Raw genomic sequence first — 26,434 nt, 5'->3', positions numbered from 1 at the left:
TTATCAAAACAGGGAGAGTCCCATGAACCGCAGCCTGCTTTTCAAACTTGGCGCGATTGCGCTGCTGATCCTGCTGTTGCTGATTCCGTTGCTGATGATCAACGGCATTATCAGCGACCGCCAGCAACTGCGCGACGGCGTATTGATGGACATCGCCCGCAGTTCCAGCTTCGCGCAGCGCCTCACCGGCCCGGTAATGGTGGTGCCTTATCGCAAGACGGTGCGCGAATGGAAACTCAATGAAAAACTCAACAAACGCTACGAAGAAACCCGCGAGGAGCGCGGCCGTCTGTATTTCCTGCCGGAGCGCTTTGAACTCGACGGCCAGGTGCAGACCGAGCTGCGCGCACGGGGCATCTACCAGGCGCGGTTGTTTCATGCCGACAACCGCATCAGTGGGCGTTTCCAACTGCCAGCACAACTGGGCATCACGGAAAACTTCGCTGATTACCGTTTTGAACCGGCGTTTCTGGCGATGGGCATCAGCGATATTCGCGGCATCGAAAATGCGCTGACGCTGGAGCTGGGCGATCAGCGCCTGGAATTTGCGCCGGGCTCCCTGGTGGACTGGCTGGGGGAGGGCGTGCATGTGCTGCTGCCCGACCAGGACAGCAGCCAACCCGCCGCCGTGGACTTCGCCTTTGACCTGCGCCTGCAGGGCACCGAACAACTGCAGGTGGTGCCCGTGGGCAAGACCAGCCAGGTATCACTTGCCTCCAACTGGCCGCACCCAAGCTTTATCGGCAACTTCCTGCCGGCGCAGCGGGAAGTCACCGACAAGGGCTTTACCGCCCACTGGCAAACCTCGTTCTTCGCAACCAACCTCGAGCAGGCCCTGCAAACTTGCCTGGACCGCCAGGGCTGTGATGACTTCAATAACCGCAGCTTCGGCGTGAACTTCATCGACCCGGTGGACCAGTACCTCAAGAGCGAGCGCGCGATCAAATACGCGCTGCTGTTCATCGCCCTGACCTTTGCCGGCTTCTTCCTGTTCGAAGTGCTCAAGAACCTGGCGGTGCACCCCATCCAGTACGCCTTGGTGGGCTTTGCATTGGCGTTCTTCTACCTGCTGCTGTTGTCGCTGTCCGAGCATCTGGGGTTTGCCCTGGCGTACCTGATATCGGCCAGCGCCTGCGTGCTGTTGATCGGCTTCTACGTGTGCCATGTGCTGCGCAGCGTGGTCCATGGCCTGGGCTTTTCGGTGGGCTTGGCGGCGTTGTATGGGTTGTTGTACGGGCTGCTGAGTGCCGAGGATTACGCGTTGCTGATGGGCTCGTTGTTGCTGTTCAGCCTGCTGGGCACGGTGATGGTGCTGACGCGCAGGCTGGATTGGTATGGCGTGGGCAAGCGCAAGGTGGAGGCGGTGCAATGATCGGATTGCGCGAAGATCAGCAAATGAAGGCCAGGATGATCGACTTCCTCAATCACACCGCTTTCCAATGTGGGAGGGGGCTTGCCCCCGATAGCGGTGGTTCAGAAACAGATGTGCTCAATGACACACCGCAATCGGGGGCAAGCTGTTCTGGTCTAGTAATTTTGGACATTCTTTTCGGTTTTCACGCCGCTAGCTTTTCCGCCGCTATCGGTGAGTGGTAACCGTTGTAACTGTGGCGCCTTACGCTGTTGTAGCGCGCCACATATCGGTTGATATCTGCCCGAGCTTCGCACTCCGAGCTGTAACCTTTCTCGGGCACCCACTCGGACTTCAAACTGCCAAAAAAACGCTCCATCGGGGCGTTATCCCAGCACTGGCCTTTTCGACTCATGCTCTGCTTCAGCTCATGTGCCTGCAGTTCGGCCCTGAATTTATGGCTGGTGTACTGGCAGCCCTGATCGGAATGAAACAGCACACCTTTAGGCCGCCCTCTCAATTCAACAGCCATGCGCAGTGACTCACTTGCCAGCGTCGCATCGGCGACCAGTGAATACGACCATCCCACCACTCGGCGGGCAAACAGATCCAAAACTACCGAGAAGTAAAGCCAGCGCTTACCGAGCTGGATATAGGTGATGTCCGCGCACCAGACCTTGTTGATGTCAGCTACGTAAAACTCGCGCTCCAGCTCATGCTCAGCCACTAAAGACTCCGCGCCTGATGACTTGTATTTATGGGGCCTGCGTTGGCGGCTTGCAATCCCGGCTTCCTTCATCAAGCTGCGAGCCATGTAACGCCCCACCTGATGGCCTGCGCCTCGCAGGTCTTCAGAGAGGGTTCTCGCTCCAGCCGATCCTCTTGAGGCCTTGTGGTACTTAACTAGAACAACCTTGAGCGCTTCGCGCTCCAGGTTGATTTTCCCCTGGCGCTGACGCCAGGCGTAGTAGCTGCTGCGGTTGACTTCAAAAACGCGGCAGCAATCTGTAATGCCGTACTGTTCGCCTAGCTCGCTGATCAGAGGAAATGATCTTTGGAGTCCAAAAGCAGGAGAACACTGGCCTTTTTTAGGATTTCGATATCCCGATCTTTCTGCCTGAGCAGGGTTTGAAGTTCCTGAATTTTCTTCTGGTCGGCAGTAATCGCCTTTGTGCCCACCATTGTTGCTCCGGCGCGCTCTTTGCGCACCTGCTCGACCCAGCGGCGCAAAGCCGTAGGGCCTATATCCAAACTGGCGCAAATTTCGGGAACAGGCATGTTCTGATCAAGCGCCATGCTTGCGGCGTTGAGCTTGAACTCGCTGGAATAGGACTTTCGCATCATCTGCACACCTTAGATTTGGGCGCCATCATAGCGCCCTATTGATGTGTCCAATTTCATTAGGCCAGATCAAGCCCCCTCCCACATTGGGTCTGTGTGAACATCACGCGGGCGGTTGGGTCTGCTGCAGCGAAGGCCGCTGGCTGACCTCAGCGTACCAGGCGGCAAGCCTTGGGTTATCCATGCGCCATTGCAGGTCGGGATGGCGGAAGTCGAGGTAGCCCAAGGCGCAGGCCACGCTGATCGCGGCGATGTCGAAATGGCTGGCCAGTTCGGCAATCGCCTCGGCTTCCAGCTCGGCCAGTGCGCGACGCATCTTGTTGCGCTGTTCGTCCAGCCACTGGTCCCAGTGTTTTTCCACCGGGCGCATCGCAGTCTCGTAGCGCACCAGCACGGCGGCATCCATGATCCCGTCGGCCATCGAGGCCAGGGTCAGGCGGCGCCAGCGGGCCGAACCGTCGCGGGGGATCAGCGGGTTGCCGACGTGCTGGTGGTCGAAGTAATCGAGGATCACCCGGCTGTCATGCAGTACCGAATCGTCGGCCAGGCGCAGGGCCGGGATCTTGCCGACCGGGTTGCCTTGCACCACGTGCGCATCCGGGTTGACGGGGGTGGGCATACAGGCATGCAGGGCCACACGGTCCTGCTGGCCGGTCTCGATCAGCAGCACGCGCACTTTGCGCACGAACGGCGACGCGGGGTTGTGGAACAAGGTCATGCTGGGGGCGGACATGGGCATTCCTCGAAATGGGATGTGGCTAGCCTAGAGGCTTGTGCCGTGGCTGGCGAGGGGGATTTTTGGTGGTTTTGAAGGCCTCATCGGGGGCAAGCCCCCTCCCACATTGGATCGGGTTCACACAGTCAAGTGTGGGAGGGGGCTTGCCCCCGATAGCACCCTCAGCCGCGCCGCTTGAACAACGCCCATGCACCAATGCCAGCGGGAACGCCCAATCCGACCCAACTCAACGCATCCCACCCCCCGTCCCCCAGCAACGCCGCAAACAACCCGGCGGCGCTGAGCAGGCCAATCCCCAGCGGAATGCCAAACACTTTCCAGAAACTCGACTGCCGGGGCTTCATGCCTTACCCGCCTTGCGCCGCACGATCCATAAGTAAATCCCGCTGACCAGCACGATGATGGTCAGCACATCCAGCACCGCCCAGAGGATTTTCATCGGCATGCCGCCGTAGTCACCGAAGTGCAGCGGCTGGGACATGCCCATGGCGTCCATGTACCAGGGCCGTGCGGCGATGGCGGTCACGGCCAGGGTGCGGGCGTCGATCAATACCGGGGTGAGCAGATGGGAAGTGAGGTGGGTGCTGCCCTTCATGAACACGGCGTAGTGATGTTCGCTGGAAAAGCGCGTGCCGGGGAAGGCGATGAAGTCTGGCTCCATTCCCGGCGCGGCGTTGGCGGCAATGCTCAGCAGCTCAGTGGCCGGTGCGCGCTGAGTCAGTGGCGGGGCGTTTTTATAGGGTTCGATCATGGTGCTGAGGGCGTCCTCGCGCCAGGCGGCGATGATCAGGTCGGCGCAGGCGCTGATCACACCGGTCACGCCCACCACCAGTGCCCACGTCAGGGTGACTACGCCGATCAGGTTGTGCAGGTCGAGCCAGCGCAGGCGAGTTGACTTGTTTTGGCGCACGGTGGCGAACTTCAAGCGGCGCATGAACGGCAGGTACAGCACCGTGCCCGAGACGATCGCCAGCACGAACAGAACCCCCATGAACGCCAGCAACAGCTTGCCTGGCAGCCCGGCGAACATGTCCACATGCAGGCGCAGCAGGAACAGGGTGAGCCCGCCGTTGGCGGAGGGCATTTCCACCGCTTCGCCGGTACGCGCATCCAGCATGAAGGTGTGGGACGAATTCGGTTCGGTGCCGGCTGTTGCAGCCATGATCGCGATCACACCGTTCTGGTCGTCCTCGTCCCACGCCAGGTACTGCATGGCCTCGCCGGGTCGATGAGCCTGGGCCTTGGCCACCAGTTGCTCCAGGTTGAGTTGCGGCGTCCCGACGGGCATCTGCTTGAGCTGCGGCTCGTTGCCCAGCAGATGGTCGATCTCGTGGTGAAACACCAGCGGCAGGCCAGTTAGGGCGAGCAGCAGCAGGAATACGGTGCAGATCAGGCTGGTCCAGGTGTGGATGAAGGACCAGCGGCGGATGGTTTTGCTTTTCATCACGGCTCCAAAGGCAAAAGGGCCGCAACTTGGGCGGCCCTTTATCAGCGGTTGTTCACCGTCTTAAAATTTGTAGTTCACGCTGGCAACCACATTACGCTGGTCACCGTAGTAGCAGTAAAAACCGTCGCAAGTAGACAGGTAGTCCTTGTTAAAGATGTTTTTGGCGTCGACGGCTACGGTCACCCCCTTCATGGTGCTGTTCAAACGGCCAAGGTCGTAGTGCACCGAGGCGTCGTAGACGGTGTAGGAGCCTACATGGCCCAGTTCGGTGTTGGCGGCGTTGCCATAGGTGTCGCTGACGTAGCGCACGCCCGCGCCAACCCCGAAGCCATCCAGCATGCCGCTGCGCCAAGTGTAATCAGCCCATCCCGTGGCTTGGTTGCGAGGCAATTGGTTCAGTCGATTGCCCTTTTCAGCGGCTGCACCCTCGATAATTTCGCTGTCGTTGTAGGTATAGGAACCTACCAGCTTGAGACTTTCTGTGACGTCAGCGCTGGCTTCCAATTCAAAACCACGGACCCGTACTTCACCCACCTGACGAGTGATACTGCCTTCGGTAACGGAGGTGTTTTGCTGTGTCAGGTCGAACACTGCAGCGGTAAACAGGGCTTGGGTGCCTGGCGGCTGATACTTGAGGCCGGCCTCGTACTGCTTGCCTTCGGTGGGTTTGAACGCCCCGGTACTGCCCACTTGGGTGCCTGACCCTGCCTGGAATGATTCGGCGTAGGACAGGTACGGAGTGATACCGTTTTCGAAGACGTAGCTCAGTGCAGCATTGCCGCTGAAGTGCTTGTCGCGCTGAGTATTGGTGGCGTCGTTCTGATTATGGAACGTGGTGCCGGTGTGCACCCAGTCTTCGCGTCCACCCAGGGTCAGCCGCCAGTTGTCCAGCGCCATTTGGTCCTGGACGTAGAAACCGGTCTGGTGCGTCTTCTGCGTGTAGTCGTACATGCTGAAGTACTGGACCTTGGAGAAGTCCTGTCCATATACCGGGCGGTTGAAGTTGATGGTGGGGACACCTGCCGAGCCCCACAGCCAGCGTGCGTCACTGTCCGAGCGCTGGTGATCGAGCCCCAGTAGCAGCGTATGACTGATCGAACCGGTCTTGAAGTCAGCCTGAAAATTGTTATCTACGGCAAACTGGCCGATGTTCTCATCGACCTTGCCTGCAGAGCGACTCACGTTGCCATCGGCGTCGACCGCGACTTCAGGTCCATTTGGGAAGAACGCGCCACCGGCGGTTATGCCTTGGAACGACAAGTCATTCTTGGTATAGCGCAGGTTCTGGTGAAACTGCCACGTGTCGTTTAAGCGTGTTTCGAAGGCATAGCCGAGTGCGTAGTAGGTGCGATCATAAAATTCCCAATCCGGATCACCCAGGTTCTTATGGTGGGAAATCTTCCCGGCGGGCGAGCTTAGTTTGGTGCCCTGAAGCGGCAGAAACTGTCCGGTAATACCGGTATCGTCGCGGGTGAACTGGGTGAGCAGGGTCAGCTTGGTATCGTCATTGATATTCCAAGTAAGGCTGGGGGCAACGTTGTAGCGCTTGTCGGGGATGTGGTCCACCGCAGTATTGCTGTCGCGCACGACGCCGCTGATACGATAGAGAAACTGGCCTTCGTCGTCGATTTTGCCGGTGCTATCGAAGTTGATCTGCTTGTGATTATTGCTGCCGGCTTGTACTTCAATTTCGTTCGAGGCGTCGGCCTGGGGACGTCGGCTGACCATATCCAACAATCCCCCTGGCGGTGTTTGCCCGTAAACCGACGATGCGGGGCCACGCAGGACGGCAATTCGCTCAAGGTTCCAGGTGTCTATTTTGGGCGTGGCGTAGTTGCCTTTTGGGAGTGGTAGGCCGTCGAGGAATTGAGTGGGAACGAAACCCCTCACCAGCAACCAATCGCTGCGTGAATCCGAGCCATAGCCGCTGCTCTGCACGCCTGCGGTGTAGCGCAGGGCATCGTTAAGGTTGAGAACAGAGCGGTCCTCCATTTGTTGGCGAGTGATTACCGTGACCGAACGGGGCAATTCTGCGATGGGCGTGTCGGTCTTGGTGCCCGCTGCAGTGCGAGTGGCAACATAGCCGTCCACCGGCCCCCACGCGCTCTCATAACTGCCCTGACCAATAATGCTCGTCTCCGGCAACGCCACGACACCATCTGCAATCGCTACCAACGTAAACGTCCCGGCGCTGCTCTGCTCCAACTGCAACCCCGTGCCCCGCAACGCTTCACGCAACGCACCCTGCGCGTCGAACTGGCCCTTGACCGGGGCCGAGGTCTTGCCGGCGGCGAGCGCCGGGTTGAGGGTGAGGGCGAGGCCGGCCTGGCTGGCGATCTGGTTCAGGGTGGCGGCCAGTGGTGCGGCCGGCAGGTTGTAGGCGCGCACGCTGGTGGCCTGTTCGGCGGCGATCAGCGGGGCGCTGAGCAGCGGGGCGCCGAGGGCAATCGCCAAGGCTAACAGGCTGGGGCGCAATAAAGTGTCTAGCGTGCGGGACATGGGCGGCTCCTGAATGGAAATATTTCTCAATTGCCTAGGTGCCGGACGAGAATTGGAAAGTGATAGGGCGGGGTTGAAATATTTTTTTGTGGTGTTCTTCAGGGCCTCATCGGGGGCAAGCCCCCTCCCACATTTTGAATGTATTCACAAATCAAAGTGTGGGAGGGGGCTTGCCCCCGATGGCGCCCGCCCAGGCACTTCAAACCCTAAGGTTTACCCTTGACAGTCACCCACCACGGCGTGTGCTGCTCGATCCGCACCGGCAGTGTGGGCAATAGCGCATTGAGCGCCAGGGCGGTGTCATGCAGTGGGAAGCTGCCGGTGATGCGCAGGTCGGCCACGTTGTCATCCACGCCCAGATGGCCGGTGCGATACCGGCCGAGTTCCGCCACCACATCGCCCAGGCGGGCGTTGTCGACGACCAGCATGCCGCGGGTCCAGGCGTCGGTGGCCGGCGGGACGGCAAGCAAAGGGCCGAGGCCATCGCTGCGCATCAGCACTTGCTGGCCTTGCTTGAACACCTGCTCCTGATGCAGTGCCTGAGGCTGGGCGGCCACGGCCGATTGCAGCACGCTCAGGCGCGTGGCGTGATCTTCGCGCCTGACGATAAACCGCGTCCCCAACGCCCGCAGGTTGCCGTCGCGGGTCTGGACAGAGAACGGACGCGCATCGTTGTGGCCGGTTTCGACGAAAATTTCGCCTTCCTGCAACACAATCAAACGGCGTTTAGCGTCGAAATGCACGTCAATTGCGCTGTGGGTATTGAGCGTGATCCGGCTGCCGTCCGCCAGCGTGAGCGTGCGCTGTTCGCCGGTGGCGGTGCGTTGATCGGCCAGCCAATAGTGGATCGGCACATACCGCTCACCGGCAAACAACGCCAGCCCCACTACCAGCGCAATACTCGCCAGGCCACGGCCCAGCTTGCGCATGCGCTGGCGAACGCTTTCGCGCGACTGCAACAACGCGGCCCGCGCGGGCCCGCAGGCTACGCTGAACCGCTGGTCGAGCATGCCCAGCTGGCGCCAGGCGCGGGCGTGTTCTTCATCGCTGGCCAGCCATTTGGCGAATTCTTCCTGTTCCACCTCGCTGCCATCGCCTGCGTCGAGGGACAGTTGCCAGGCAATCGCGGCGTCCAGCACGCGGGCCGATACTGGCTTGGAGCTGATCAGCGTCACGTCGGCTCGCCATACAGCGCGATGTAGCACTGGCGAATGCCCTGGGCCAGGTACTGGCGCACACGCGGCACCGACACACCCAGGCGCTGGGCGATTTCTGCATGGGCCATGCCGTCGAGGCGGTTATAGAGGAACGCGGCGCGGGCTTTGCTCGACAGTGTGCCGAGCAGGCGGTCGATGGCCTTGAGGTCTTCAAGGATCAGGTGCTGTTCTTCGGGCGAAGGGTGTTCGCTTTCCGGGATCAGCATCAATTCGGTGAGGTAGGCCTGTTCCAGGGCGGCGCGGCGGAAATAATCGAACAGCAAGCCCTTGGCAATTGCCACCAGAAAGGCGCGTGGCTCGCGGGGTGCGCGCAGCTCATCTCGGCCCAGCAGGCGCATGAAGGTGTCCTGGCTGAGGTCTTCGGCGCGGCTCGGGCAGGCTACGTTGCGCCGCAGCCAGGCCAGCAGCCAGCCACGATGGTCGCGATACAATGCGCCAACAAGCTCACTGTGTGGGGGCTGGACCGACGACAAGGCATCACCGAATAAAAGTTTAAACTAACGAGAATTATTCGCGATTGTGTCAGAGGCGTGGGATGGGCGCAATTGGCGTCTGTCGGGAGATCGTTCCCACGCTCTGCGTGGGAATGCCGCTCCGGACGCTCCGCGTCCCCTAGAACGACGGCGTGGGAATGCCGCCCCGGACGCTCCGCGTCCCCTAGAAAGACGGAGCTTGTTTACGCCGCTTCCACTGGGACAAACGCTCTTGCAGCGCCTGGGGCGTGTCGATGTGTTGCTGGCGCGCACGGCTGAACAGAATCAGCATCAGCTCCGCCGTCGCCAGTGCGTCAGCGCTGGCGTGATGGCGCTCGCCCACCTGCAATTTGAAATGGCTGATCCAGTCATCCAGCCCCGCCTCACGGATGTTCGCTTCAGGGCATAACAGCGGGGCGATATCGGCCACATCGAGAAACGGGTGGGTCAGGCGATAACTCAGGCTGTCCATCAGCGCCCGGCCCAGCATGTGTTGATCGAACGGCGCATGGAAGGCCAGCAGCGGGCTGTCGCCAACGAACGCCATGAAGTCCAGCAGCGCGTCCACCGGGTCGCTGCCGGCCGCGATGGCGCTGGGGCCGAGGCCGTGGATCAACACGCTGGGGCTGAGTTTGGTGGCGGTGCGTTGCAGGGTGCGTTCGAACATCTGCGAGAAATCCACCGCACCGTCCTCGATCACCACGGCGCCGATGGACAGCACCTGGTCACGGTTGAGGTTCAGGCCGCTGGTTTCCAGGTCGACCACCACCCAGCGCTGGCTGCGCAATGTGCCATGGCCCAGCGGCGAGGGCCCGCGCAACTCGGCCAGGCGTTGCTGCTGCGCCGCGTCGAGCCTGGGTTTTTTCGCGCGCAGCCAACTGAACAGGCTCACAGTTGATAGCGCAAGGTCAGGCTGCTTTGCAGGCGCTGGGCCTGACGCAGGGATTCCCGCAGGATGCGGCGGTCCAGGTGGTTGAGGCTGTCCGGATCGACGCGGTTGGAATACGGTTGGTTTTCCCGCGTCTGCACCTGGTGCTGTTGCATGCGGGTTTGTTGGATGAAGTGATAGGCCTCTTCATACGCGGCGCCGTCCAGTGGCTCGATCACGCCTTTGGCGACCAACTGGCGCAGCCGCTCCAGGGTGTTGTTGGCATGCACGCCGTGGGCCAGGGCCAGCAGGCGCGCACCGTCCACAAACGGCGTGAGGCCTTGCACCTTGAGATCAAGGGTGGCCTTTTCACCGCTTTTGCGCGTCAGCACGAACTCGCGAAAGCGCCCCACGGGTGGGCGTTGGCGTAAGGCATTCTCGGCCAGCATGCGCTGGAACAGTCGGTTGTCCGCCACCTGGTCCAGAATGCCCTGGCGCAGTTGCTCGCAGCCCTGCTCGTCGCCCCACACCACCCGCAAATCGAAATAGATGCTCGACCCCAGCAGATTTTCCGGCGTCGCTTCGCGGATGAAGGCGCCAAACCGCCGCGCCCACTCGGCCCGTGATAGGCACAGCTCCGGGTTGCCGGCCATGATATTGCCCTTGCACAGGCTGAAGCCGCACAGCGCCAGGCTCTGGTTGATCTGTTGCGCCAGGGGCAGCAGGCGCTCGCGAATGTCGGCGGCCTCCACGGCGTCTTTGGCCTCGAACAAGATGCCGTTGTCCTGGTCGGTGTACAGCGTCTGTTCGCGGCGGCCTTCGCTGCCAAAGCACAACCAACTGAAGGGCACGCCGGGGTCGCCTCTTTCCGCCAGGGTCAGCTCGATGACCCGGCACACGGTGTGATCGTTCAGCAAGGTAATGATGTGAGTAATCTGGGTCGACGAAGCGCCGTGGGCCAGCATGCGCTCGACCAGTTGGCCGATTTCGCCGCGGATCGCCACCAGCTGTTCCACCCGGGACGCGTTGCGGATGGTCCGCGCCAGGTGCACCAGGTCGACGCGCTGCAGGGAAAACAGATCGCGCTCCGATACCACGCCACATAGGCGCCGGTCCTGCACCAGGCATACATGGGCGATATGCCGCTCGGTCATGGCGATCGCCGCGTCGAATGCGCTGTGGTCCGGGGACAAGAAAAACGGCGCCTGAGTCATATGGCCGGCGATACCTTGACTGAAATCACCGGTACCGTCGGCCACCACCTGACGCAGGTCACGCAAGGTGAAGATGCCCAGCGGCGCCTTGTGCTCATCGACAATCACAATGCTGCCGACCTGCTGTTCGTGCATCAGCCTCACCGCTTCGCGCAGCGCGGTGTCCGGGCTGCAGGTGACGGGATGGCGCATGGCCAGTTCACCCAGGCGCGTGTTCAGGGAATATTGGGTGCCGAGGGTTTCCACGGCTTTTTGCTGCACCTGCTGGTTGACCTGATCAAGCAGGCTGCTGACACCGCGCAAGGCGAAATCCCGAAACGGGCTGGACAGGGCGAACAGCTTGATGAACGCCATCTTGTTCAGTTGCAGGCAGAAGGTGTCTTCGCAGGCTTTGTGCTCGGTGCGGGTGGCGCGTTCGCCGAGCAAGGCGGCGAGGGGGAAGCACTCGCCGGTGGTGATTTCGAACGTGGTATCTGCCGAGTCCGGGCGCTCGCCGACCACGCGGCCCTGCTTGACGATATAAAAATGCTCGACCGGCCCGCCCGACGGTTTGAGGATGCTGTCGCCGGGGCCATAGAAGCGCAGTTGGCACTGTTCCACCAGAAACGCCAGGTGTGCCTGCTCCATCTGATTGAATGGAGGAAAGCGTTGCAGGAATTGCAAAGTGCCATGGATGTTCTGCAACACGGCGGTTTTACCCGCCTGCGTGAAAGCATCAGCTTTACTCATAACAGTGACCGCAGTTTTTTTGTCGTTATCGTGCTGCATGGTCGACTGCCGCACGGCGGGTGCCCATTGGACGTAAGTCTAGGTTGGTGAAACCCACGCAAAACTAAGGAAAAACCTTACATGACTATCGTCCAAAGCCCGTAGAACACCCACTAGGCAAACTTTCCGACGAAGTGCACATTGTTCGCCCTCCCGCAGATGTCTGACGAGTGTGCTGCGAGATTGATGAGAATTGCTGAGAACTGTATGTCCGACCACGATATTTTGAGTGATGCCGAGCGCGAGGCGCTGAGCGCCGTGATGCTGGAGCCCGATTTACCGCCCCAACGTGTATTGATCGTGGACGACGACAAGGATGCGCGTGAATTGCTGGCGGAAATCCTCGGGCTGAATGGCATTCGCTGCATGACGGCTGACAATGGTGAGGCGGCGTGGGATTTGTTGAAATCCACCAGCTCCATCGGTTTACTGATCACCGACCTGCGCATGGCGCCGAGCAACGGTTTGGAACTGATCCGAAAAGTGCGCGAGTCGACTCGTGCGGAGTTGCCGATCATCATCATGTCGGGGGACGCCGAAGCGCGGGATGTGATCGATGCCATGGAGTTGGGAGTGGTGGCTTTTTTGCTCAAGCCGATTGATAGCGCGGAGTTGGCGAAGTTGGTGAAGCAGGAGTTGGGGATGGTTTCCTGAGTTTTGTGATGAAGGTGATGGCCCCATCGGGAGCAAGCCCCCTCCCACCTTCTGAAAGTATTCACAATTCAAAATGTGGGAGGGGGCTTGCTCCCGATTAGGCCAGTTCAATCACCCCAACACCCGAAAAAAAGCCCCGATCTTCCGATCAGGGCTTCTTCATTTACAGGCCATTTTTAGCCTTGAACTCCCGACGCCGACGATGCAGCACCGGCTCGGTATACCCGTTCGGTTGCTTGGTCCCTTCAATCACCAACTCCACCGCTGCCTGGAACGCGATGTTGCTGTCGAAATCCGGCGCCAGCGGGCGGTACAACGCATCCCCGGCATTCTGACGGTCCACCACCGGCGCCATGCGCTTGAGGCTTTCCATCACCTGGGCTTCGTCGACGATGCCGTGGCGCAACCAGTTGGCGATGTGCTGGCTGGAGATACGCAGGGTAGCGCGATCTTCCATCAGGCCGACATCGTTGATGTCCGGCACTTTCGAACAGCCGACGCCCTGGTCGATCCAACGGACGACATAACCCAGGATGCCCTGGGCATTGTTGTCCAGTTCGTTGCGGATTTCTTCGTCAGACCAATCGGTGTTGCTGGCCAGGGGAATAGTCAGGATATCGTCCACGGATGCGCGCTCGCGCTTGGCCAGTTCGGCCTGGCGCGCGAACACGTCAACCTTGTGATAGTGCAGCGCATGCAGCGCAGCCGCGGTGGGCGAGGGCACCCAGGCGGTGTTGGCGCCGGCCAGTGGGTGCGCGATTTTCTGTTCGAGCATCGCGGCCATCAGGTCGGGCATCGCCCACATGCCTTTACCGATTTGCGCATGCCCTTGCAGGCCCGTGCTCAAGCCGATATCGACGTTCCAGTTCTCGTAGGCGCCGATCCATTTTTCCGCTTTCATGGCGGCCTTGCGCACCATCGCGCCGGCTTCCATGGAGGTGTGGATTTCATCGCCGGTGCGGTCGAGGAAGCCGGTGTTGATAAATACCACACGCTCGCTGGCCGCCTTGATGCAGGCCTTGAGGTTGACGGTGGTACGCCGCTCCTCGTCCATGATCCCGACTTTGAGGGTATTGCGCGGCAGGTTCAGCACGTCTTCGATACGGCCGAACAACTCATTGGTGAACGCCGCTTCTTCGGGGCCGTGCATCTTCGGTTTGACGATGTACACCGAGCCGGTGCGGCTGTTCTTGCGCGTACTGTTGCCGTTGAGGCTGTGGATCGCCGCCAGGCTGGTGAGCAGGCCGTCGAGGATGCCTTCGGGCACTTCGTTGCCGTCTTTATCGAGGATCGCGTCGATGGTCATCAAGTGGCCAACGTTGCGCACGAACAGCAGCGAACGGCCATGCAGGGTCACGTCGCTGCCATCCACGCCGGTGTAGACGCGGTCGGGGTTCATGGTGCGGGTGAAGGTCTTGCCGCCCTTGGCCACTTCTTCGGCCAGGTCGCCCTTCATCAGGCCGAGCCAGTTGCGGTAGATCACCACTTTGTCGTCGGCATCCACGGCGGCGACGGAGTCTTCGCAGTCCATGATGGTGGTGAGTGCGGCTTCCATCAGCACGTCTTTGACGCCGGCGGCGTCGGTCTGGCCGACCGGGGTGCTGGCGTCGATCTGGATCTCGAAGTGCAGGCCGTTGTGCTTGAGCAGAATCGCAATCGGCTCGGCCGCGGGGCCCTGGAAACCGATCAACTGCGCGTCGTCACGCAGGCCGCTGTTGCTGCCGCCCTTGAGGCTGACGATCAGCTTGCCGTCGACGATCTTGTAGCCGGTGGAATCAAAGTGGCTGCCCGCACTGAGCGGCGCGGCTTCGTCGAGGAACGCACGGGCGAAGGCAATGACCTTGTCGCCGCGCACTTTGTTATAGCCCTTGCCCTTTTCCGCGCCGTTGGCTTCGCTGATGGCGTCGGTGCCATACAGCGCGTCATACAGCGAACCCCAGCGCGCATTCGAGGCGTTGAGGGCGAAGCGGGCGTTCATCACCGGCACCACCAGCTGAGGGCCGGCCATGCGCGCGATTTCATCGTCGACGTTTTGGGTCGAGGCCTGGAAGTCTGCGGCTTCTGGCAGCAGATATCCGATGTCTTGCAGGAAGGCTTTGTAGGCCACCGGGTCGTGGGGTTGGCCGGCATGGGTCTGGTGCCAGGTATCGATCCGCGCCTGGAAATCGTCGCGTTTGGCGAGTAGGGCTTTGTTCTTCTGGGCCAGGTCGTGGATGACCTTGTCGGCGCCGGCCCAGAACTGGTCGGCAGTGATGCCGGTACCGGGAATGGCTTCGTTGTTCACGAAGTCGAACAGGACTTTGGCGACCTGCAGGCCACCGACTTGAACGTGTTCAGTCATTGCTTGCCTCACTCTGCGGAGCTTATGCGCTTTTTCAGATTTTCATTATGTAGTGCACGGTTGGGCATACTACATGATGACTTGCGGTTGTGAAAATTAGACTAAATACGTCGTTTAGCGACCCACTTTGGTCGTACGGTCACAGCGGAGAATCGGATGTTCTCAAAAAACTATTGGATTGTTCCAGATAAATATAAAAATGGTACACGATTTGTTTTCGAGGGCTCCCGGGTCCACCTTGTAGATTGAATTCCAGAGGGCTTCGCCATGGACCATCTTGTACTCACAATTATCGCCGCCGACAAACCCGGCCTGGTTGAGCGCATCGCGCAAAACATTGCCGCCCACGGTGGCAACTGGCTGGAAAGCCGCATGGCCCATATGGCCGGGCAGTTTGCCGGGATTCTGCGTGTCAGCGTTCCCGCAGAGAGTCGTCAGGCATTGGTGGGGGCGCTGGAGGATTTATCCACACACGGCATTCGCGTGCTGGTGGGTGAGGGCAGTTCCGGGCAGGCGTCGGCTTCAAAACCGATTGTGATGACCCTGGTGGGCAATGACCGCTCGGGCATCGTGCGTGAGATCACTGCGCTGTTGAGTCAACAGGGCGTCAACCTGGAGCGCTTGAGCACCGACGTGCGCCCGGCGCCGATGAGCGGCGATCCGCTGTTCAACGCCGAGGCCTTGCTGCAGGTGCCGTCGACGTTATCCCTGGATACGTTGCAGGCCTCCCTGGAAACCCTGGCGGATGATCTGATGGTGGAACTGCGCGCCGACGAATAATCATGCACAAGGTTATGCATGGAAATCTTGCATGGGCCTGTGGATAACCTGTAGAGACCCGTCGCCAAGCCACGCCGACCGGGCCTCTTTGCCGCCTGAGCAAAAAACGAACAGTTTCAACGGCTTGTGCACAAATGGCGGGGATCAGGTTGTGGATAACCTTGGGGTGAATCGCTGCAAGCCACGAAGGCCGTGGCTTGCAAGGGTTTGTACGTTATTTGATCAGCGTTTGCGCACGGTCAGCCAGGCGTCCAGGCTGTAGATAACCAGGCCGGCCCAGATGAAGGCGAAGGCGATCAACGTACTGGGCGCCAGATGTTCGCCGAACAGCAGCACGGCTTCCAACAGCACCAGCGTGGGCGCGACGTACTGTAGAAAGCCCAGTGCGGTGTAGGGCAAATGCCGTGCGGCGGCGTTGAAACACACCAGCGGGACCAGCGTGACTGGCCCGGCCGCCACCAGCCACCAGGCTTCGGAGGTGCTCCAGAAAGCCAGTTGTGCACTGTGCGCCGTCGGGTTGAACAGCAACCACGCGATGGCAATCGGTACCAGCATCCAGGTTTCCACCACCAGCCCCGGCAGCGCTTTGACCGGCGCCTGCTTGCGGATCAGGCCATAGAAGCCAAACGTCAGCGCCAACACCAATGACACCCACGGCAAGCTGCCGACCTGCCACACCTGTTGCGCCACACCGACCGCCGCCAAACCCACGGCCACCCATTGCAGACGACGCAGGCGTTCGCCGAGCAGGAGCATGCCGAGCAGCACATTCACCAGCGGGTTGATGTAGTAACCCAGGCTCGCTTCAAGCATGCGCCCCGTGTTCACCGACCACACGTAGGTCAGCCAGTTGGCGGCGATCAGTGAGCCACTGAGGGCGAGGATCGCCAGGCGTTTGGGGTTGTCGCGCAGCTCGCGAAACCAGCCTGGGTGTTTCCACACCATCAACAGCAAACCGCCGAACAGCGCCGACCACAGCACGCGATGCACGATGATCTCGGCGGCGGGCACACTGGCAATGGCTTTGAAATAGAGCGGGAACAGACCCCAGATGACATAGGCACTCAGGCCCAGGATGTACCCCTTGCGAGGGTTGGCGGCGTGCATTGCAGAATCCTTGCTTAGGCAGCTAACAAAGCGCGATTGTAATTGGGTTTTTCGATCGTTCCCACGCTCCGCGTGGGAATGCCGATTTGGACGCTCTGCGTCTGCTCTTGAATGTGTGACGCAGAGCGTCACCCGATGCATTCCCACGCGGAGCGTGGGAACGATCAGCGAGCGTGGGAACGATCAGCGGTCAGAAGAGTTTGAGGGGTTCTTCATTGAGCGCCGACAACTGCTCACGCAACGCCAGCACCTGGTCGCCCCAATAGCGCTCGCTGCCAAACCACGGGAAGCTGTGGGGAAATGCCGGGTCTTCCCAGCGTCGCGCCAGCCAGGCGCTGTAGTGCATCAGGCGCAGGGCGCGCAAGGGTTCGATCAGAGCCAGTTCCCGTGGGTCGAAGTCGTGAAATTCCTGGTAGCCGTCCATCAATTCCGACAGTTGGCCCAGGCATTCCTGGCGGTCACCCGCGAGCATCATCCACAGGTCCTGCACCGCCGGGCCCATGCGGCAGTCATCCAGGTCGACGATGTGGAACATCTCGTCGCGGCACATCATGTTGCCGGGGTGGCAGTCGCCGTGCATGCGGATGTTCTTGTGCGGGGTGGCCTTGTAGACCTCTTCCACGCGCTTGAGCAGGTCGCGGGCCACGGACTCGTAGGCCGGCAACAGGCTCTTGGGAATGAAGTTGCCTTCGAGCAACGTGGTCAGGGAGTCGTGACCGAAGTTCTTCACGCCGAGCGCTTCGCGGTGTTCGAACGGGCGGGTGGAACCCACGGCATGCAAACGCCCGAGCAATTGCCCGAGGCGATAGAGCTGATCGAGGTTACCCGGCTCCGGCGCCCGGCCGCCACGGCGTGGAAACAGAGTGAAGCGGAAACCCTGGTGCTCGAACAGGCTTTCGCCGTTGTGGATCAGTGGGGCGACCACCGGTACTTCGCAGTCAGCCAGCTCGAAGGTGAAACGGTGTTCTTCCAGGATCGCTTCGTTGGTCCAGCGTTGGGGCCTGTAGAACTTGGCGATCAGCGGTTCGGAGTCTTCGATGCCCACCTGATACACGCGGTTTTCGTAGCTGTTGAGCGCCAATACACGGGCGTCGCTGAGAAAGCCGATGCTTTCGACGGCGTCGAGCACCAGGTCGGGAGTGAGTGTTTCAAACGGGTGGGCCATGCGAACTCCTGCGCGCAGCAGGGCGCCGCGTCCGGCCGGGTATGGTAACGCACCGGGCTTGAGATAGGTGGGGGCTGTGCTATCGCTATCGGGGGCAAGCCCCCTCCCACACTTGAATGTATCCGCAGTTCAAAATGTGGGAGGGGGCTTGCCCCCGATAGCGGTTTGTCAGGCGCCGACAACCCCGCCATCATCCCGCCGAATCGCCACCACCGACGAGCGCGGCTTGCCATTCGGCAGGTGCTCCGGCCAGGTCGAGCCCCCGGTTTCACCCGGATGCTGAATGCCCACGAACAGGGTTTTCTGATCCGGCGAAAAGCTGATCCCGGTCACTTCACACGCCACCGGCCCGACCATGAACCGGCGGATTTCTCCAGTAGTTGGGTCTGCGCAGAGCATCTGGTTATTGCCCATGCCGGCGAAGTCGCCCGCGTTGCTGTAGTCGCCGTCGGTGAGGATCCACAGGCGGCCGGCCTTGTCGAAACCCAGGCCGTCCGGGCTGTTGAACATATTTTGCGGGTTGATGTTGGACGAGCCGCCCTTCGCCGAGCCCGCGTGCACGCCGGGGTTGCCGGCGACCACGAACAGGTCCCAGGTAAAGTGCGTGGCACCGTGGTTATCGGCGTCGGCTTTCCAACGCAGGATCTGGCCATACACATTCTTTTCGCGCGGGTTGGGCCCGCCCACCGGCTGGCCGTCTTCGCCGCGCTTGGCGTTGTTGGTGAGTGTGCAATAGACCTGGCCGTCGGTGGGGCTGACCACGATCCATTCCGGGCGGTCCATGCGCGTGGCTTTCACCACGCTGGCAGCCAGGCGCGCATGAATCAGCACTTCGGCCTGGCTGGCAAAGCCGCTGCTGGCATCGATGCCGTTTTTGCCGTGGGTGAGTTCGACCCATTGGCCTTTGCCCTTGGGATGGTCGGCGTCGCCATCGCCCGCGTCGAAGATCGCCACGTACAAAGTGCCGTGATCGAGCAGATCCTTGTTGGCTTTCGGGTTGTTGTGGTCGATCCGATCGCGGCTGACAAACTTGTAGATGAACTCGCCGCGCTCGTCATCGCCCATGTACACCACGGCGCGGCCATCGCGGGTTTCTGCCAGCGCGGCATTTTCATGCTTGAAGCGGCCCAGGGCGGTGCGCTTGACGGGTGTGGAGTGCGGGTCGAACGGGTCGATTTCGACTACCCAACCATGGCGGTTGAGTTCGTTGGGGTTCTTGGCCATGTCGAAGCGCGGGTCGTGGGTGTGCCAGTGGATGTCTTTGCTGGCGGCGACCACGCCATAGCGTTTTTGCCCGGCGTCGAAGCTTTGCTGTGGGTCGCTGCTGCCGAAGCAGTCGGTGAAGTTCTCTTCGCAGGTCAGGTAAGTGCCCCACGGCGTCTTGCCGTTGGCGCAGTTTTGGAAGGTGCCGAGGGCTTTCTTGCCGGTTTTGTCGGCGCGGGTTTTCAACCAGTCGTGGCCGGCGGCGGGCCCGCTCAGGCGGATCGGCGTGTTGCCGTGGATGCGCCGGTTGTAGCGTGAATCCTGGACGAACTGCCAGGTATCGCCCTTGCGCTGTATTTCGATCACCGAAACGCCTTCGCTGGCCAACGCCTTGCGCACGTCTTCGGCCGATTGCGGCGCGCCGCCATGGGCATAGAGGTAGCGGTAGTTGGTGTATTCGTTGTTGATCGCCATCAGTGCGCGGCGGTCGTCACCGGGGAAGGGAAACAGGCTCATGCCGTCGTTGTTGTCGCCGAACTGTTGTTCCTGGGCCTCGGCGGTGCCGTTGCCGCTGGGGTCGAAGGCTGGCGCACGCTTGCTCAAGGGCTGGCCCCAACTGATCAGCACCGAGGCGCTGTAGCCGGGCGGCAGGGTGATGCCGTCGCTGGTAGCCGCGCCGATGCTGGCAAACCCCAGCAACGGGCTGGCAGAAGCGGCGTTCACGGCCAGTGCGCTGCGGCTGAGCAGGTTGCCGCCCAGGAACATCGCAGCGCCGCACAGGGCGCCGGCGCCGATGAAGCGGCGACGGGTGAGGCCGACCATCTGTTCAAGGTCGGTGGCTTGGTTTTCTTCTAATAAGTTCATGTCAGGCTCCCTACGGTTTTTGCAGACACCTTAAGGAGCGCGCGTGACGAAATTGTTGCAGTTTGATGGCGCGTGCCGGCTACACCGGGGTGCCGAGCAATACATTGCCGGGGGCGAACTGCACTTGGATCGGCTGGCCTTGCGCTGCATTGAGCGCGGTAAGTGCGGCGGGCTGCGCCAGGGCACACAGCACCTGACCGTTGGGCAGGCCGATGCGCACTTCGCTGGGGCCGTCTTCGGCGTCCAGAATCGTCTCGATCATACCGCTCAGGCAATTGTGTCCAGGTGTTGCGGCTTGCCCGATGGCCAACAATTCCAACCATCCGGCCTTGATCAGGGCAACCACTTCCACGCCAGCCTCAAGCTCCAGCCGTTGCGTGCTGTCGTGGGTGATCTGTGCGTCCAGCTGCAGGCCGCCAGCCAATCGCAGGCGGACTCGGTCATTACGGCCCTGGCGCTCAATGGCGCTGACCTGGCCGTGCAGTTGATTGCGCGCACTGGTGCGCAGCATCAGGCGCCCCAGCAGGTTGAAGTCGCGGGCCGCTTCGTCCGTGGCGAGCACTTCAGCTTGCAGCACTTGCAGGCGCTGATAGAGGCGCAGCACGCGCTCACCTTCGGCGGTCAGCCTGGCGCCGCCACCGCCTTTGCCGCCGACGCTGCGCTCCACCAGAGGTTTTTGCGCCAGATTGTTCAGTTCATCGATGGCGTCCCAGGCGGCTTTGTAGCTCAACCCCGCACTTTTGGCGGCGCGGGTGATGGAGCCCTGCTCGGCGATATGCCCCAGCAGGGCAATGCGCTGAGGGCGGCGGATGATGTGCTGGCTGAGCGGGGAGGTCAGAGGCATGTGGACACGCTTGGCTGGAATGAGCGGACGTTGCCGCCCAGCGGCACGGGAGTCAAGTCACGCGCCGGGTTTTGGCGTGCGGGCCAGGCAATACACATCGACCTGGCGCGCACCGGCCTGCATCAATAACCGCGCCAGGCTATGGGCGGTGGCGCCGGTGGTCAGTACATCGTCGACCAGCGCCAGGTGACGTCCCTGCACCCAGGCGCCGGGTGCCAGGGCGAAGGCATCGCGCAGGTTGCGCTTGCGCGTCTTGGCGTCGAGGTCTTGTTGCGCAACGGTTTCATGGGGACGTAACAGCAGGTGTTCATCGTAGGGGATGTTCAGGTCGCTGCTGAGCCAGCGCGCCAGCATTGCGGCCTGGTTATAACCCCGCTGGCGCAGACGTTTGGGTGGCATCGGCACCGGCAGCAGGCAATCGGGGCGGCTGAGTTCGGTATTCTCGAACCGGTGGTGCAGGAATCGCCCGAGCAGGCGTCCCAGCAAGTGCCCCAAGGGCCAGCGTGCCTGATGCTTGAACCGGCTGATCAGGCTGTCCACCGGAAAACTGTAGGTCCAGGGCGCGATCACCTGTTTATACGCGGGTGGGTGTTTCTGGCATTGGCCGCAAATCAACCCGTCCATCGGCAAGGGCAGGGCGCACACGTCGCACTGCTCCATCAACCATGGCAGCTCGGTTTCGCAGGCATTGCACACACAATCGACGCTATCAGCCCGTTCATCGCAGATTAAACAGGTTTGTACGCTTTTTAACCAGATGTAAACCTGGTGTTTGTGGGTTGGTTGACAGCGCATGAATCTTCCTTAAATATGCCGAGCATCCGTGTCGTACCTGTGGGTATTGCCCTGCCCGCAGCGTTAGCCTAAGCATAATCAAGGAATCACCCATGAGCGCCAGCACCTCTGCCACCCTGCGTCACGATTGGTCTTTGGCCGAAGTCAAAGCACTGTTCGTGCAGCCGTTCAATGACCTGCTGTTCCAGGCGCAGACCGTGCACCGCGCGCATTTCGACGCCAACCGCGTGCAGGTATCCACCCTGCTGTCGATCAAAACTGGCGCGTGCCCGGAAGATTGCAAATATTGTCCGCAGTCGGGTCACTACAACACCGGCCTGGAAAAAGAAAAACTGATGGAAGTGCAAAAGGTCCTCGAAGAGGCCGCGCGCGCCAAGGCCATCGGTTCGACGCGTTTCTGCATGGGCGCCGCATGGAAGCATCCTTCGGCCAAAGACATGCCCTACGTGCTGGAGATGGTCAAAGGCGTGAAGGCCATGGGCCTGGAAACCTGCATGACCCTCGGCCGTCTCGATCAGGACCAGACCGCCGCGCTGGCCCAGGCTGGCCTTGATTACTACAACCACAACCTGGACACCTCGCCGGAATTCTACGGGTCGATCATCACCACGCGCACCTACGGCGAGCGTCTGCAAACCCTGGCCTACGTGCGTGAGTCGGGGATGAAAATCTGCTCGGGCGGCATCCTTGGCATGGGCGAGTCCCTGGATGACCGTGCCAACCTGCTGATCCACCTGGCCAACCTGCCGGAGCATCCGGAGTCGGTGCCGATCAACATGCTGGTCAAGGTGGCCGGTACGCCGCTGGAAAATGCCGACGACATCGACCCGTTCGACTTCATCCGCATGCTGGCGGTGGCGCGCATCCTGATGCCGCAATCCCATGTGCGCCTGTCGGCTGGGCGTGAGGCGATGAACGAGCAGATGCAGGCGCTGGCGTTCTTTGCTGGCGCCAACTCGATTTTCTACGGCGACAAGCTGCTGACCACCGCCAACCCGCAGGCGGACAAGGACATGCAATTGTTCTCGCGCCTCGGGATCCTGCCGGAAGCCCGCGAGGAGCACGCCGATGAAGTGCATCAGGCGGCCATTGAGCAGGCGTTGGTGGAGCAGAAGAGCAGCGAACAGTTCTACAACGCCGCTGTTTGACTGAAACCAAATCCCAATGTGGGAGGGGGCTTGCTCCCGATGGCGATGGGTCAGTCAGCACTTATGTTGACTGAGATACCGCCATCGGGAGCAAGCCCCCTCCCACAGTTTTGACCGAGTTGACCCTGCATGTCTTTCGATCTCGCCGCGCGCCTCGCTGCCCGCCGTGCCGAACACCTTTACCGTCAACGCCCCTTGCTGCAGAGCCCTCAGGGCCCGGAAGTGGTGGTGGACGGCAAGCCGCTGCTCGCCTTCTGCAATAACGACTACCTGGGCCTGGCCAACCATCCGCAGGTGATCGAGGCCTGGCGCGCCGGTGCGTCCCGCTGGGGCGTGGGCGGTGGTGCGTCGCACTTGGTGGTGGGCCACGCCACGCCGCACCATGCGCTGGAAGAAGCACTGGCCGACCTGACCGGGCGCCCGCGTGCGTTGCTGTTTACCACCGGCTACATGGCCAACCTCGGTGCGGTCACGGCGTTGGTGGGGCCGGGCGATACGGTGCTGGAAGACCGTCTCAACCATGCGTCGTTGCTGGATGCCGGCTTGTTGTCGGGGGCGCGTTTCAACCGCTACCTGCATAACGATGCCGCCAGCCTGGCCAAGCGCCTGGAGAAAGCCTGCGGTAACACGCTGGTGGTGACCGATGGCGTATTCAGCATGGATGGCGACCTGGCCGATCTGCCGGCGCTGGCCCGTGAAGCCAAGGCCAAAGGTGCCTGGTTGATGGTGGATGACGCCCACGGCTTTGGCCCGCTGGGGGCCAATGGCGCGGGCATCGTCGAACATTTCGGCCTGAGTCAGGAGGACGTGCCGGTGCTGGTCGGCACCCTGGGCAAAGCGTTCGGCACCGCCGGGGCCTTTGTGGCGGGCAGTGAAGAACTGATCGAAAGCCTGATCCAATTCGCCCGTCCATACATCTACACCACGAGCCAGCCACCGGCATTGGCCTGCGCCACCCTGAAAAGCCTGGAGCTGCTGCGCAGCGAACACTGGCGACGCGAGCACCTCAACGCGTTGATCCGCCAGTTTCGCCAGGGCGCCGAACAGATCGGCCTGGCGCTGATGGACAGTTTTACCCCGATCCAACCGATCCTGATTGGCGACAGCGCGCGTGCCCTGCGCCTGTCGCACATGCTGCGCGAGCGCGGGTTGATGGTGACCGCGATTCGCCCGCCCACTGTGCCCGCCGGCAGTGCTCGTTTGCGCGTGACATTGACGGCGGCCCACAGCGCGGCGCAGGTGCAGCTATTGTTAAACGCGTTGGAAGCATGTTTCCGATTGTTGAACGCCACGGAGCCCGAGCATGCGTGACCGACTGGTATTGCTGCCCGGCTGGGGCCTGGGGGTGTCGCCGCTGGAGCCGCTGGCTGCGGCGTTGCAGGGCTTGAATGAACACCTGCAGGTGCAGGTCGAGCCCTTGCCGGCACTGGACGGCAGCGAACTGGCCGAATGGCTCGACGAACTGGATGCCACGCTGCCGGACAATGTCTGGCTCGGCGGCTGGTCCCTCGGCGGCATGCTCGCCTCAGAGCTGGCGGCGCGACGCGGCGAGCGTTGCTGCGGTTTGCTCACCCTGGCGAGCAATCCGTGTTTTGTCGCCCACGCTGATTGGCCGCATGCCATGCCCGCTGAAACATTCGACGCGTTCCTCGCCGGCTGCCACGCGGATTCCCAGGTCACCCTCAAGCGCTTTGGCCTGTTGTGCGCCAAAGGCGCCGCCGACCCACGCGGGCTGTCGCGGCTGCTGGTCAGCGGGGCACCGAACACTGCGCCCAGCGTATTGATGCCCGGCCTGGAGTTGCTCGCCCAACTGGACACCCGCGCCGCCTTGCAGGCCTTTCGCGGGCCACAGCTGCACCTGTTTGCCGGTCAGGACGGGCTGGTGCCGGCCGAAGCCGCCAGTGATTTGCTGGCGCTGCTGCCCGATGTGGAAATCGGCCTGATTGAACAGGCCGGTCACGCTTTTCTTCTGGAGGACCCCCACGGTGTGGCGGGGGCCATCCAGGCTTTTTTGCATGAGTGCGTTGATGACTGATCTATCCCATCCTCCTCTGCCGGGCGCCTTGCCGGACAAGCGTCAGGTGGCCGCGTCGTTCTCTCGAGCCGCCGCCAGTTACGACAGCGTGGCCGAGTTGCAGCGGGCGGTCGGGCACGCACTGCTCGCTCGGCTGCCGATGGGCCGCGCGCCCCAGCGCTGGCTCGACCTGGGCTGCGGCACGGGCTATTTCAGCCGTGCACTGGCTGAGCGCCTGCCGGCCGGCCAAGGCACGGCGCTGGATATTGCCGAGGGCATGCTCAACCATGCGCTGCCTTTGGGCGGCGCGCAGCACTTCGTCGCGGGGGATGCGGAACGCCTGCCGCTGAAGGCCGACAGCTTCGAGCTGATCTTCTCCAGCCTGGCGGTGCAGTGGTGTGCGAATTTCGATGCGGTCCTCAGTGAAGCGTTTCGCGTGCTGCAACCGGGCGGCGTGCTGGCCTTCGCCAGCCTGTGCGTGGGCACGCTGGATGAGCTGCGCGAAAGCTGGCGCGCGGCGGATGGCCTGGTTCACGTCAACCGCTTCCGCACCTTCGAGGCGTATCAACAGCTGTGCGCCGCCAGTGGTTTTCGGGTGGCGAGCCTGGAGCGGCGGGCCCATGTACTGCATTACCCGGACGTACGCAGCCTGACCCACGAATTGAAAGCCTTGGGCGCGCATAACCTCAACCCAGGGCGCCCGGGAGGGTTGACCGGCCGTGCGCGAATCGCGGCATTGATCCAGGCTTACGAGCAGTTCCGTCAGGCCCACGGCCTGCCCGCCACCTATCAGGTGGTGTACGCCGTACTGGAGAAACCGCTATGAGCGCCGCTTATTTCATCACCGGTACCGACACCGATGTGGGCAAGACCACCATCGCTGCCGGCCTGCTGCATGCCGCGCGGCAAGCCGGCAAAAGCACGGCGGCGGGAAAGCCCGTGGCCTCGGGCTGCCAGGTAACGCCCAAGGGGTTGCGCAATGCCGATGCCCTGGCGCTGCTCGCCGAATGTTCGTTGCCCTTGACGTATGCCGAGGTCAACCCGGTGGCGTTCGAACCGGCGATTGCACCGCATCTGGCCGCCCGTGAGGCAGGTGTCGCGCTCACGGTGCAGTCGCTGCTCAAGCCGATGCAACGGATCCTGGCGCACCAAGCGGACTTCACGTTGATCGAAGGCGCGGGCGGTTGGCGTGTGCCCCTGGCCGACCAGGCCAATCTGTCGGACCTGGCCATTGCGCTCAAGCTGCCGGTGATTCTGGTGGTGGGGGTGCGGCTGGGGTGTATCAGCCACGCGTTGCTCACGGCCGAAGCGATCGCACGAGATGGTCTGTCGCTGGCCGGTTGGGTGGCCAATATCATCGATCCGAAGACCTCTCGTCTGGAAGAGAACCTCGCCACCTTGGCCGAGCGTTTGCCGGCGCCTTGCCTGGGGCGAGTACCCAAACTCAAGCACGCCGGGGCAGGCGCGGTGGCCGCCTACCTGGAAATGGACCTGCTTGACTGATTTTGGCTATCGCTAAGGCAATATGCCATTAGTGTTTTTAGCGGGCCTTTTGCCAGGATGTCTGGTTCAATTGGCCATCACGATTCTCTAAAGGCAGGCTTG

General features: G+C 61.7%; 24 protein-coding genes. 8 read left to right on the top strand and 16 right to left on the bottom strand.

Annotated features, from left to right (window positions below; genetic code table 11):
* The first annotated feature begins 22 nt into the window (after window positions 1-22).
* On the top strand, window positions 23-1,372 hold the full coding sequence (gene creD, locus C4J89_RS24450; RefSeq protein ID WP_124415760.1) for a cell envelope integrity protein CreD: 1,350 nt from the start codon (window positions 23-25) through the stop codon (window positions 1,370-1,372).
* 184 nt (window positions 1,373-1,556) lie between these two features.
* Here creD and C4J89_RS24445 read toward each other — a convergent pair whose 3' ends face one another.
* From C4J89_RS24445 to C4J89_RS24405, 10 genes are all read right to left on the bottom strand, one after another.
* Window positions 1,557-2,363 (bottom strand): IS3 family transposase, encoded by an 807-nt coding sequence (locus tag C4J89_RS24445; RefSeq protein ID WP_256681820.1) that lies wholly within the window; start codon window positions 2,361-2,363, stop codon window positions 1,557-1,559.
* Window positions 2,364-2,389: 26 nt separating this feature from the next.
* Complete coding sequence (locus C4J89_RS27270; protein ID WP_256681760.1) at window positions 2,390-2,695, bottom strand: transposase; 306 nt, start codon at window positions 2,693-2,695, stop codon at window positions 2,390-2,392.
* Between the two features lie 100 nt (window positions 2,696-2,795).
* Window positions 2,796-3,425 (bottom strand): glutathione S-transferase N-terminal domain-containing protein, encoded by a 630-nt coding sequence (locus tag C4J89_RS24440; RefSeq protein WP_124415759.1) that lies wholly within the window; start codon window positions 3,423-3,425, stop codon window positions 2,796-2,798.
* 164 nt (window positions 3,426-3,589) lie between these two features.
* Entirely contained in the window at window positions 3,590-3,772 is a 183-nt protein-coding gene (locus C4J89_RS24435) for a hypothetical protein (RefSeq protein WP_124405479.1), read from the bottom strand.
* Complete coding sequence (locus C4J89_RS24430; RefSeq protein ID WP_124415758.1) at window positions 3,769-4,872, bottom strand: PepSY domain-containing protein; 1,104 nt, start codon at window positions 4,870-4,872, stop codon at window positions 3,769-3,771. Before C4J89_RS24430 ends, C4J89_RS24435 begins: the two co-directional genes overlap by 4 nt.
* A gap of 63 nt (window positions 4,873-4,935) precedes the next feature.
* Window positions 4,936-7,374 carry a TonB-dependent siderophore receptor gene (locus tag C4J89_RS24425; protein WP_124415757.1) on the bottom strand — a complete coding sequence of 813 codons (2,439 nt, stop codon included), beginning with the start codon at window positions 7,372-7,374 and terminating at the stop codon, window positions 4,936-4,938.
* Between the two features lie 206 nt (window positions 7,375-7,580).
* Complete coding sequence (locus tag C4J89_RS24420; RefSeq protein ID WP_124364693.1) at window positions 7,581-8,549, bottom strand: FecR family protein; 969 nt, start codon at window positions 8,547-8,549, stop codon at window positions 7,581-7,583.
* Window positions 8,546-9,064 (bottom strand): RNA polymerase sigma factor, encoded by a 519-nt coding sequence (locus C4J89_RS24415; RefSeq protein ID WP_124415756.1) that lies wholly within the window; start codon window positions 9,062-9,064, stop codon window positions 8,546-8,548. Before C4J89_RS24415 ends, C4J89_RS24420 begins: the two co-directional genes overlap by 4 nt.
* A 184-nt stretch (window positions 9,065-9,248) precedes the next feature.
* The gene (locus C4J89_RS24410; protein ID WP_124415755.1) at window positions 9,249-9,956 is read right to left on the bottom strand and encodes a PolC-type DNA polymerase III; all 708 of its coding nucleotides are present in this window, start codon (window positions 9,954-9,956) and stop codon (window positions 9,249-9,251) included.
* Window positions 9,953-11,875: a putative nucleotidyltransferase substrate binding domain-containing protein gene (locus C4J89_RS24405; protein ID WP_124415754.1), complete on the bottom strand. Its 1,923-nt coding sequence runs from the start codon at window positions 11,873-11,875 to the stop codon at window positions 9,953-9,955. Before C4J89_RS24405 ends, C4J89_RS24410 begins: the two co-directional genes overlap by 4 nt.
* Before the next feature lie 246 nt (window positions 11,876-12,121).
* Between C4J89_RS24405 and C4J89_RS24400 the strand changes: the two genes are divergently transcribed.
* On the top strand, window positions 12,122-12,568 hold the full coding sequence (locus C4J89_RS24400) for a response regulator (RefSeq protein WP_124364688.1): 447 nt from the start codon (window positions 12,122-12,124) through the stop codon (window positions 12,566-12,568).
* Window positions 12,569-12,731: 163 nt separating this feature from the next.
* Here the strand turns inward: C4J89_RS24400 and C4J89_RS24395 are convergent, their stop codons facing one another.
* Entirely contained in the window at window positions 12,732-14,909 is a 2,178-nt protein-coding gene (locus tag C4J89_RS24395; protein ID WP_124415753.1) for a malate synthase G, read from the bottom strand.
* Window positions 14,910-15,176: 267 nt separating this feature from the next.
* Between C4J89_RS24395 and C4J89_RS24390 the strand changes: the two genes are divergently transcribed.
* Window positions 15,177-15,689 carry a glycine cleavage system protein R gene (locus tag C4J89_RS24390; protein ID WP_124364686.1) on the top strand — a complete coding sequence of 171 codons (513 nt, stop codon included), beginning with the start codon at window positions 15,177-15,179 and terminating at the stop codon, window positions 15,687-15,689.
* Between the two features lie 222 nt (window positions 15,690-15,911).
* On the opposite strand, the gene rarD is transcribed toward C4J89_RS24390, so the two are convergent.
* The 5 genes from rarD to C4J89_RS24360 all read right to left on the bottom strand — a co-directional run bounded on the left by rarD (window position 15,912) and on the right by C4J89_RS24360 (window position 21,667).
* The gene (gene rarD, locus C4J89_RS24385; RefSeq protein WP_124415752.1) at window positions 15,912-16,796 is read right to left on the bottom strand and encodes an EamA family transporter RarD; all 885 of its coding nucleotides are present in this window, start codon (window positions 16,794-16,796) and stop codon (window positions 15,912-15,914) included.
* Window positions 16,797-16,986: 190 nt separating this feature from the next.
* The gene (locus C4J89_RS24375; RefSeq protein WP_124364684.1) at window positions 16,987-17,961 is read right to left on the bottom strand and encodes a serine/threonine protein kinase; all 975 of its coding nucleotides are present in this window, start codon (window positions 17,959-17,961) and stop codon (window positions 16,987-16,989) included.
* Between the two features lie 168 nt (window positions 17,962-18,129).
* Window positions 18,130-20,028, bottom strand: coding sequence for a PhoX family phosphatase (locus tag C4J89_RS24370; protein WP_124415751.1), 1,899 nt, complete (start codon window positions 20,026-20,028; stop codon window positions 18,130-18,132).
* A 79-nt stretch (window positions 20,029-20,107) separates the two neighbouring features.
* A complete protein-coding gene (locus C4J89_RS24365; RefSeq protein ID WP_124415750.1) occupies window positions 20,108-20,872 on the bottom strand; it encodes a TOBE domain-containing protein in 765 nt (254 codons plus the stop codon).
* A 57-nt stretch (window positions 20,873-20,929) separates the two neighbouring features.
* Window positions 20,930-21,667 carry a ComF family protein gene (locus C4J89_RS24360; protein WP_124415749.1) on the bottom strand — a complete coding sequence of 246 codons (738 nt, stop codon included), beginning with the start codon at window positions 21,665-21,667 and terminating at the stop codon, window positions 20,930-20,932.
* Window positions 21,668-21,759: 92 nt separating this feature from the next.
* Between C4J89_RS24360 and bioB the strand changes: the two genes are divergently transcribed.
* From bioB to bioD, 5 genes are all read left to right on the top strand, one after another.
* Window positions 21,760-22,815, top strand: coding sequence for a biotin synthase BioB (gene bioB / locus C4J89_RS24355; RefSeq protein WP_124415748.1), 1,056 nt, complete (start codon window positions 21,760-21,762; stop codon window positions 22,813-22,815).
* Between the two features lie 129 nt (window positions 22,816-22,944).
* A complete protein-coding gene (gene bioF, locus C4J89_RS24350) occupies window positions 22,945-24,126 on the top strand; it encodes an 8-amino-7-oxononanoate synthase (RefSeq protein WP_124415747.1) in 1,182 nt (393 codons plus the stop codon).
* Window positions 24,119-24,850, top strand: a complete 732-nt coding sequence (locus C4J89_RS24345) for an alpha/beta fold hydrolase (protein ID WP_124415746.1) — start codon at window positions 24,119-24,121, stop codon at window positions 24,848-24,850. Before bioF ends, C4J89_RS24345 begins: the two co-directional genes overlap by 8 nt.
* Window positions 24,843-25,655: a malonyl-ACP O-methyltransferase BioC gene (gene bioC / locus C4J89_RS24340; protein WP_124415745.1), complete on the top strand. Its 813-nt coding sequence runs from the start codon at window positions 24,843-24,845 to the stop codon at window positions 25,653-25,655. Before C4J89_RS24345 ends, bioC begins: the two co-directional genes overlap by 8 nt.
* Window positions 25,652-26,332 (top strand): dethiobiotin synthase, encoded by a 681-nt coding sequence (gene bioD / locus C4J89_RS24335; protein ID WP_124415744.1) that lies wholly within the window; start codon window positions 25,652-25,654, stop codon window positions 26,330-26,332. The genes bioC and bioD overlap by 4 nt, the downstream gene beginning before the upstream one ends.
* Window positions 26,333-26,434: the final 102 nt, after the last annotated feature.

The organism is Pseudomonas sp. R4-35-07 (assembly GCF_003852235.1).
In the GTDB taxonomy this organism is placed as follows: domain Bacteria; phylum Pseudomonadota; class Gammaproteobacteria; order Pseudomonadales; family Pseudomonadaceae; genus Aquipseudomonas.
Note: the sequence above shows the minus strand (reverse complement) of the source record. Positions and strands in the feature narration are given on the sequence as shown.

What these genes read in the sequence shown, in the direction of transcription:
- creD (WP_124415760.1), top strand. Translation starts at nt 23, where the DNA reads ATGAACCGCAGCCTGCTTTTCAAACTTGGCGCGATTGCGCTGCTGATC.
- C4J89_RS27270 (WP_256681760.1), bottom strand. Translation starts at nt 2,695, where the DNA reads ATGATGCGAAAGTCCTATTCCAGCGAGTTCAAGCTCAACGCCGCAAGC.
- C4J89_RS24440 (WP_124415759.1), bottom strand. Translation starts at nt 3,425, where the DNA reads ATGTCCGCCCCCAGCATGACCTTGTTCCACAACCCCGCGTCGCCGTTC.
- C4J89_RS24435 (WP_124405479.1), bottom strand. Translation starts at nt 3,772, where the DNA reads ATGAAGCCCCGGCAGTCGAGTTTCTGGAAAGTGTTTGGCATTCCGCTG.
- C4J89_RS24430 (WP_124415758.1), bottom strand. Translation starts at nt 4,872, where the DNA reads ATGAAAAGCAAAACCATCCGCCGCTGGTCCTTCATCCACACCTGGACC.
- C4J89_RS24425 (WP_124415757.1), bottom strand. Translation starts at nt 7,374, where the DNA reads ATGTCCCGCACGCTAGACACTTTATTGCGCCCCAGCCTGTTAGCCTTG.
- C4J89_RS24405 (WP_124415754.1), bottom strand. Translation starts at nt 11,875, where the DNA reads ATGAGTAAAGCTGATGCTTTCACGCAGGCGGGTAAAACCGCCGTGTTG.
- C4J89_RS24400 (WP_124364688.1), top strand. Translation starts at nt 12,122, where the DNA reads ATGTCCGACCACGATATTTTGAGTGATGCCGAGCGCGAGGCGCTGAGC.
- C4J89_RS24395 (WP_124415753.1), bottom strand. Translation starts at nt 14,909, where the DNA reads ATGACTGAACACGTTCAAGTCGGTGGCCTGCAGGTCGCCAAAGTCCTG.
- C4J89_RS24390 (WP_124364686.1), top strand. Translation starts at nt 15,177, where the DNA reads ATGGACCATCTTGTACTCACAATTATCGCCGCCGACAAACCCGGCCTG.
- rarD (WP_124415752.1), bottom strand. Translation starts at nt 16,796, where the DNA reads ATGCACGCCGCCAACCCTCGCAAGGGGTACATCCTGGGCCTGAGTGCC.
- C4J89_RS24375 (WP_124364684.1), bottom strand. Translation starts at nt 17,961, where the DNA reads ATGGCCCACCCGTTTGAAACACTCACTCCCGACCTGGTGCTCGACGCC.
- C4J89_RS24370 (WP_124415751.1), bottom strand. Translation starts at nt 20,028, where the DNA reads ATGAACTTATTAGAAGAAAACCAAGCCACCGACCTTGAACAGATGGTC.
- C4J89_RS24365 (WP_124415750.1), bottom strand. Translation starts at nt 20,872, where the DNA reads ATGCCTCTGACCTCCCCGCTCAGCCAGCACATCATCCGCCGCCCTCAG.
- C4J89_RS24360 (WP_124415749.1), bottom strand. Translation starts at nt 21,667, where the DNA reads ATGCGCTGTCAACCAACCCACAAACACCAGGTTTACATCTGGTTAAAA.
- bioB (WP_124415748.1), top strand. Translation starts at nt 21,760, where the DNA reads ATGAGCGCCAGCACCTCTGCCACCCTGCGTCACGATTGGTCTTTGGCC.
- bioF (WP_124415747.1), top strand. Translation starts at nt 22,945, where the DNA reads ATGTCTTTCGATCTCGCCGCGCGCCTCGCTGCCCGCCGTGCCGAACAC.
- C4J89_RS24345 (WP_124415746.1), top strand. Translation starts at nt 24,119, where the DNA reads ATGCGTGACCGACTGGTATTGCTGCCCGGCTGGGGCCTGGGGGTGTCG.
- bioC (WP_124415745.1), top strand. Translation starts at nt 24,843, where the DNA reads ATGACTGATCTATCCCATCCTCCTCTGCCGGGCGCCTTGCCGGACAAG.
- bioD (WP_124415744.1), top strand. Translation starts at nt 25,652, where the DNA reads ATGAGCGCCGCTTATTTCATCACCGGTACCGACACCGATGTGGGCAAG.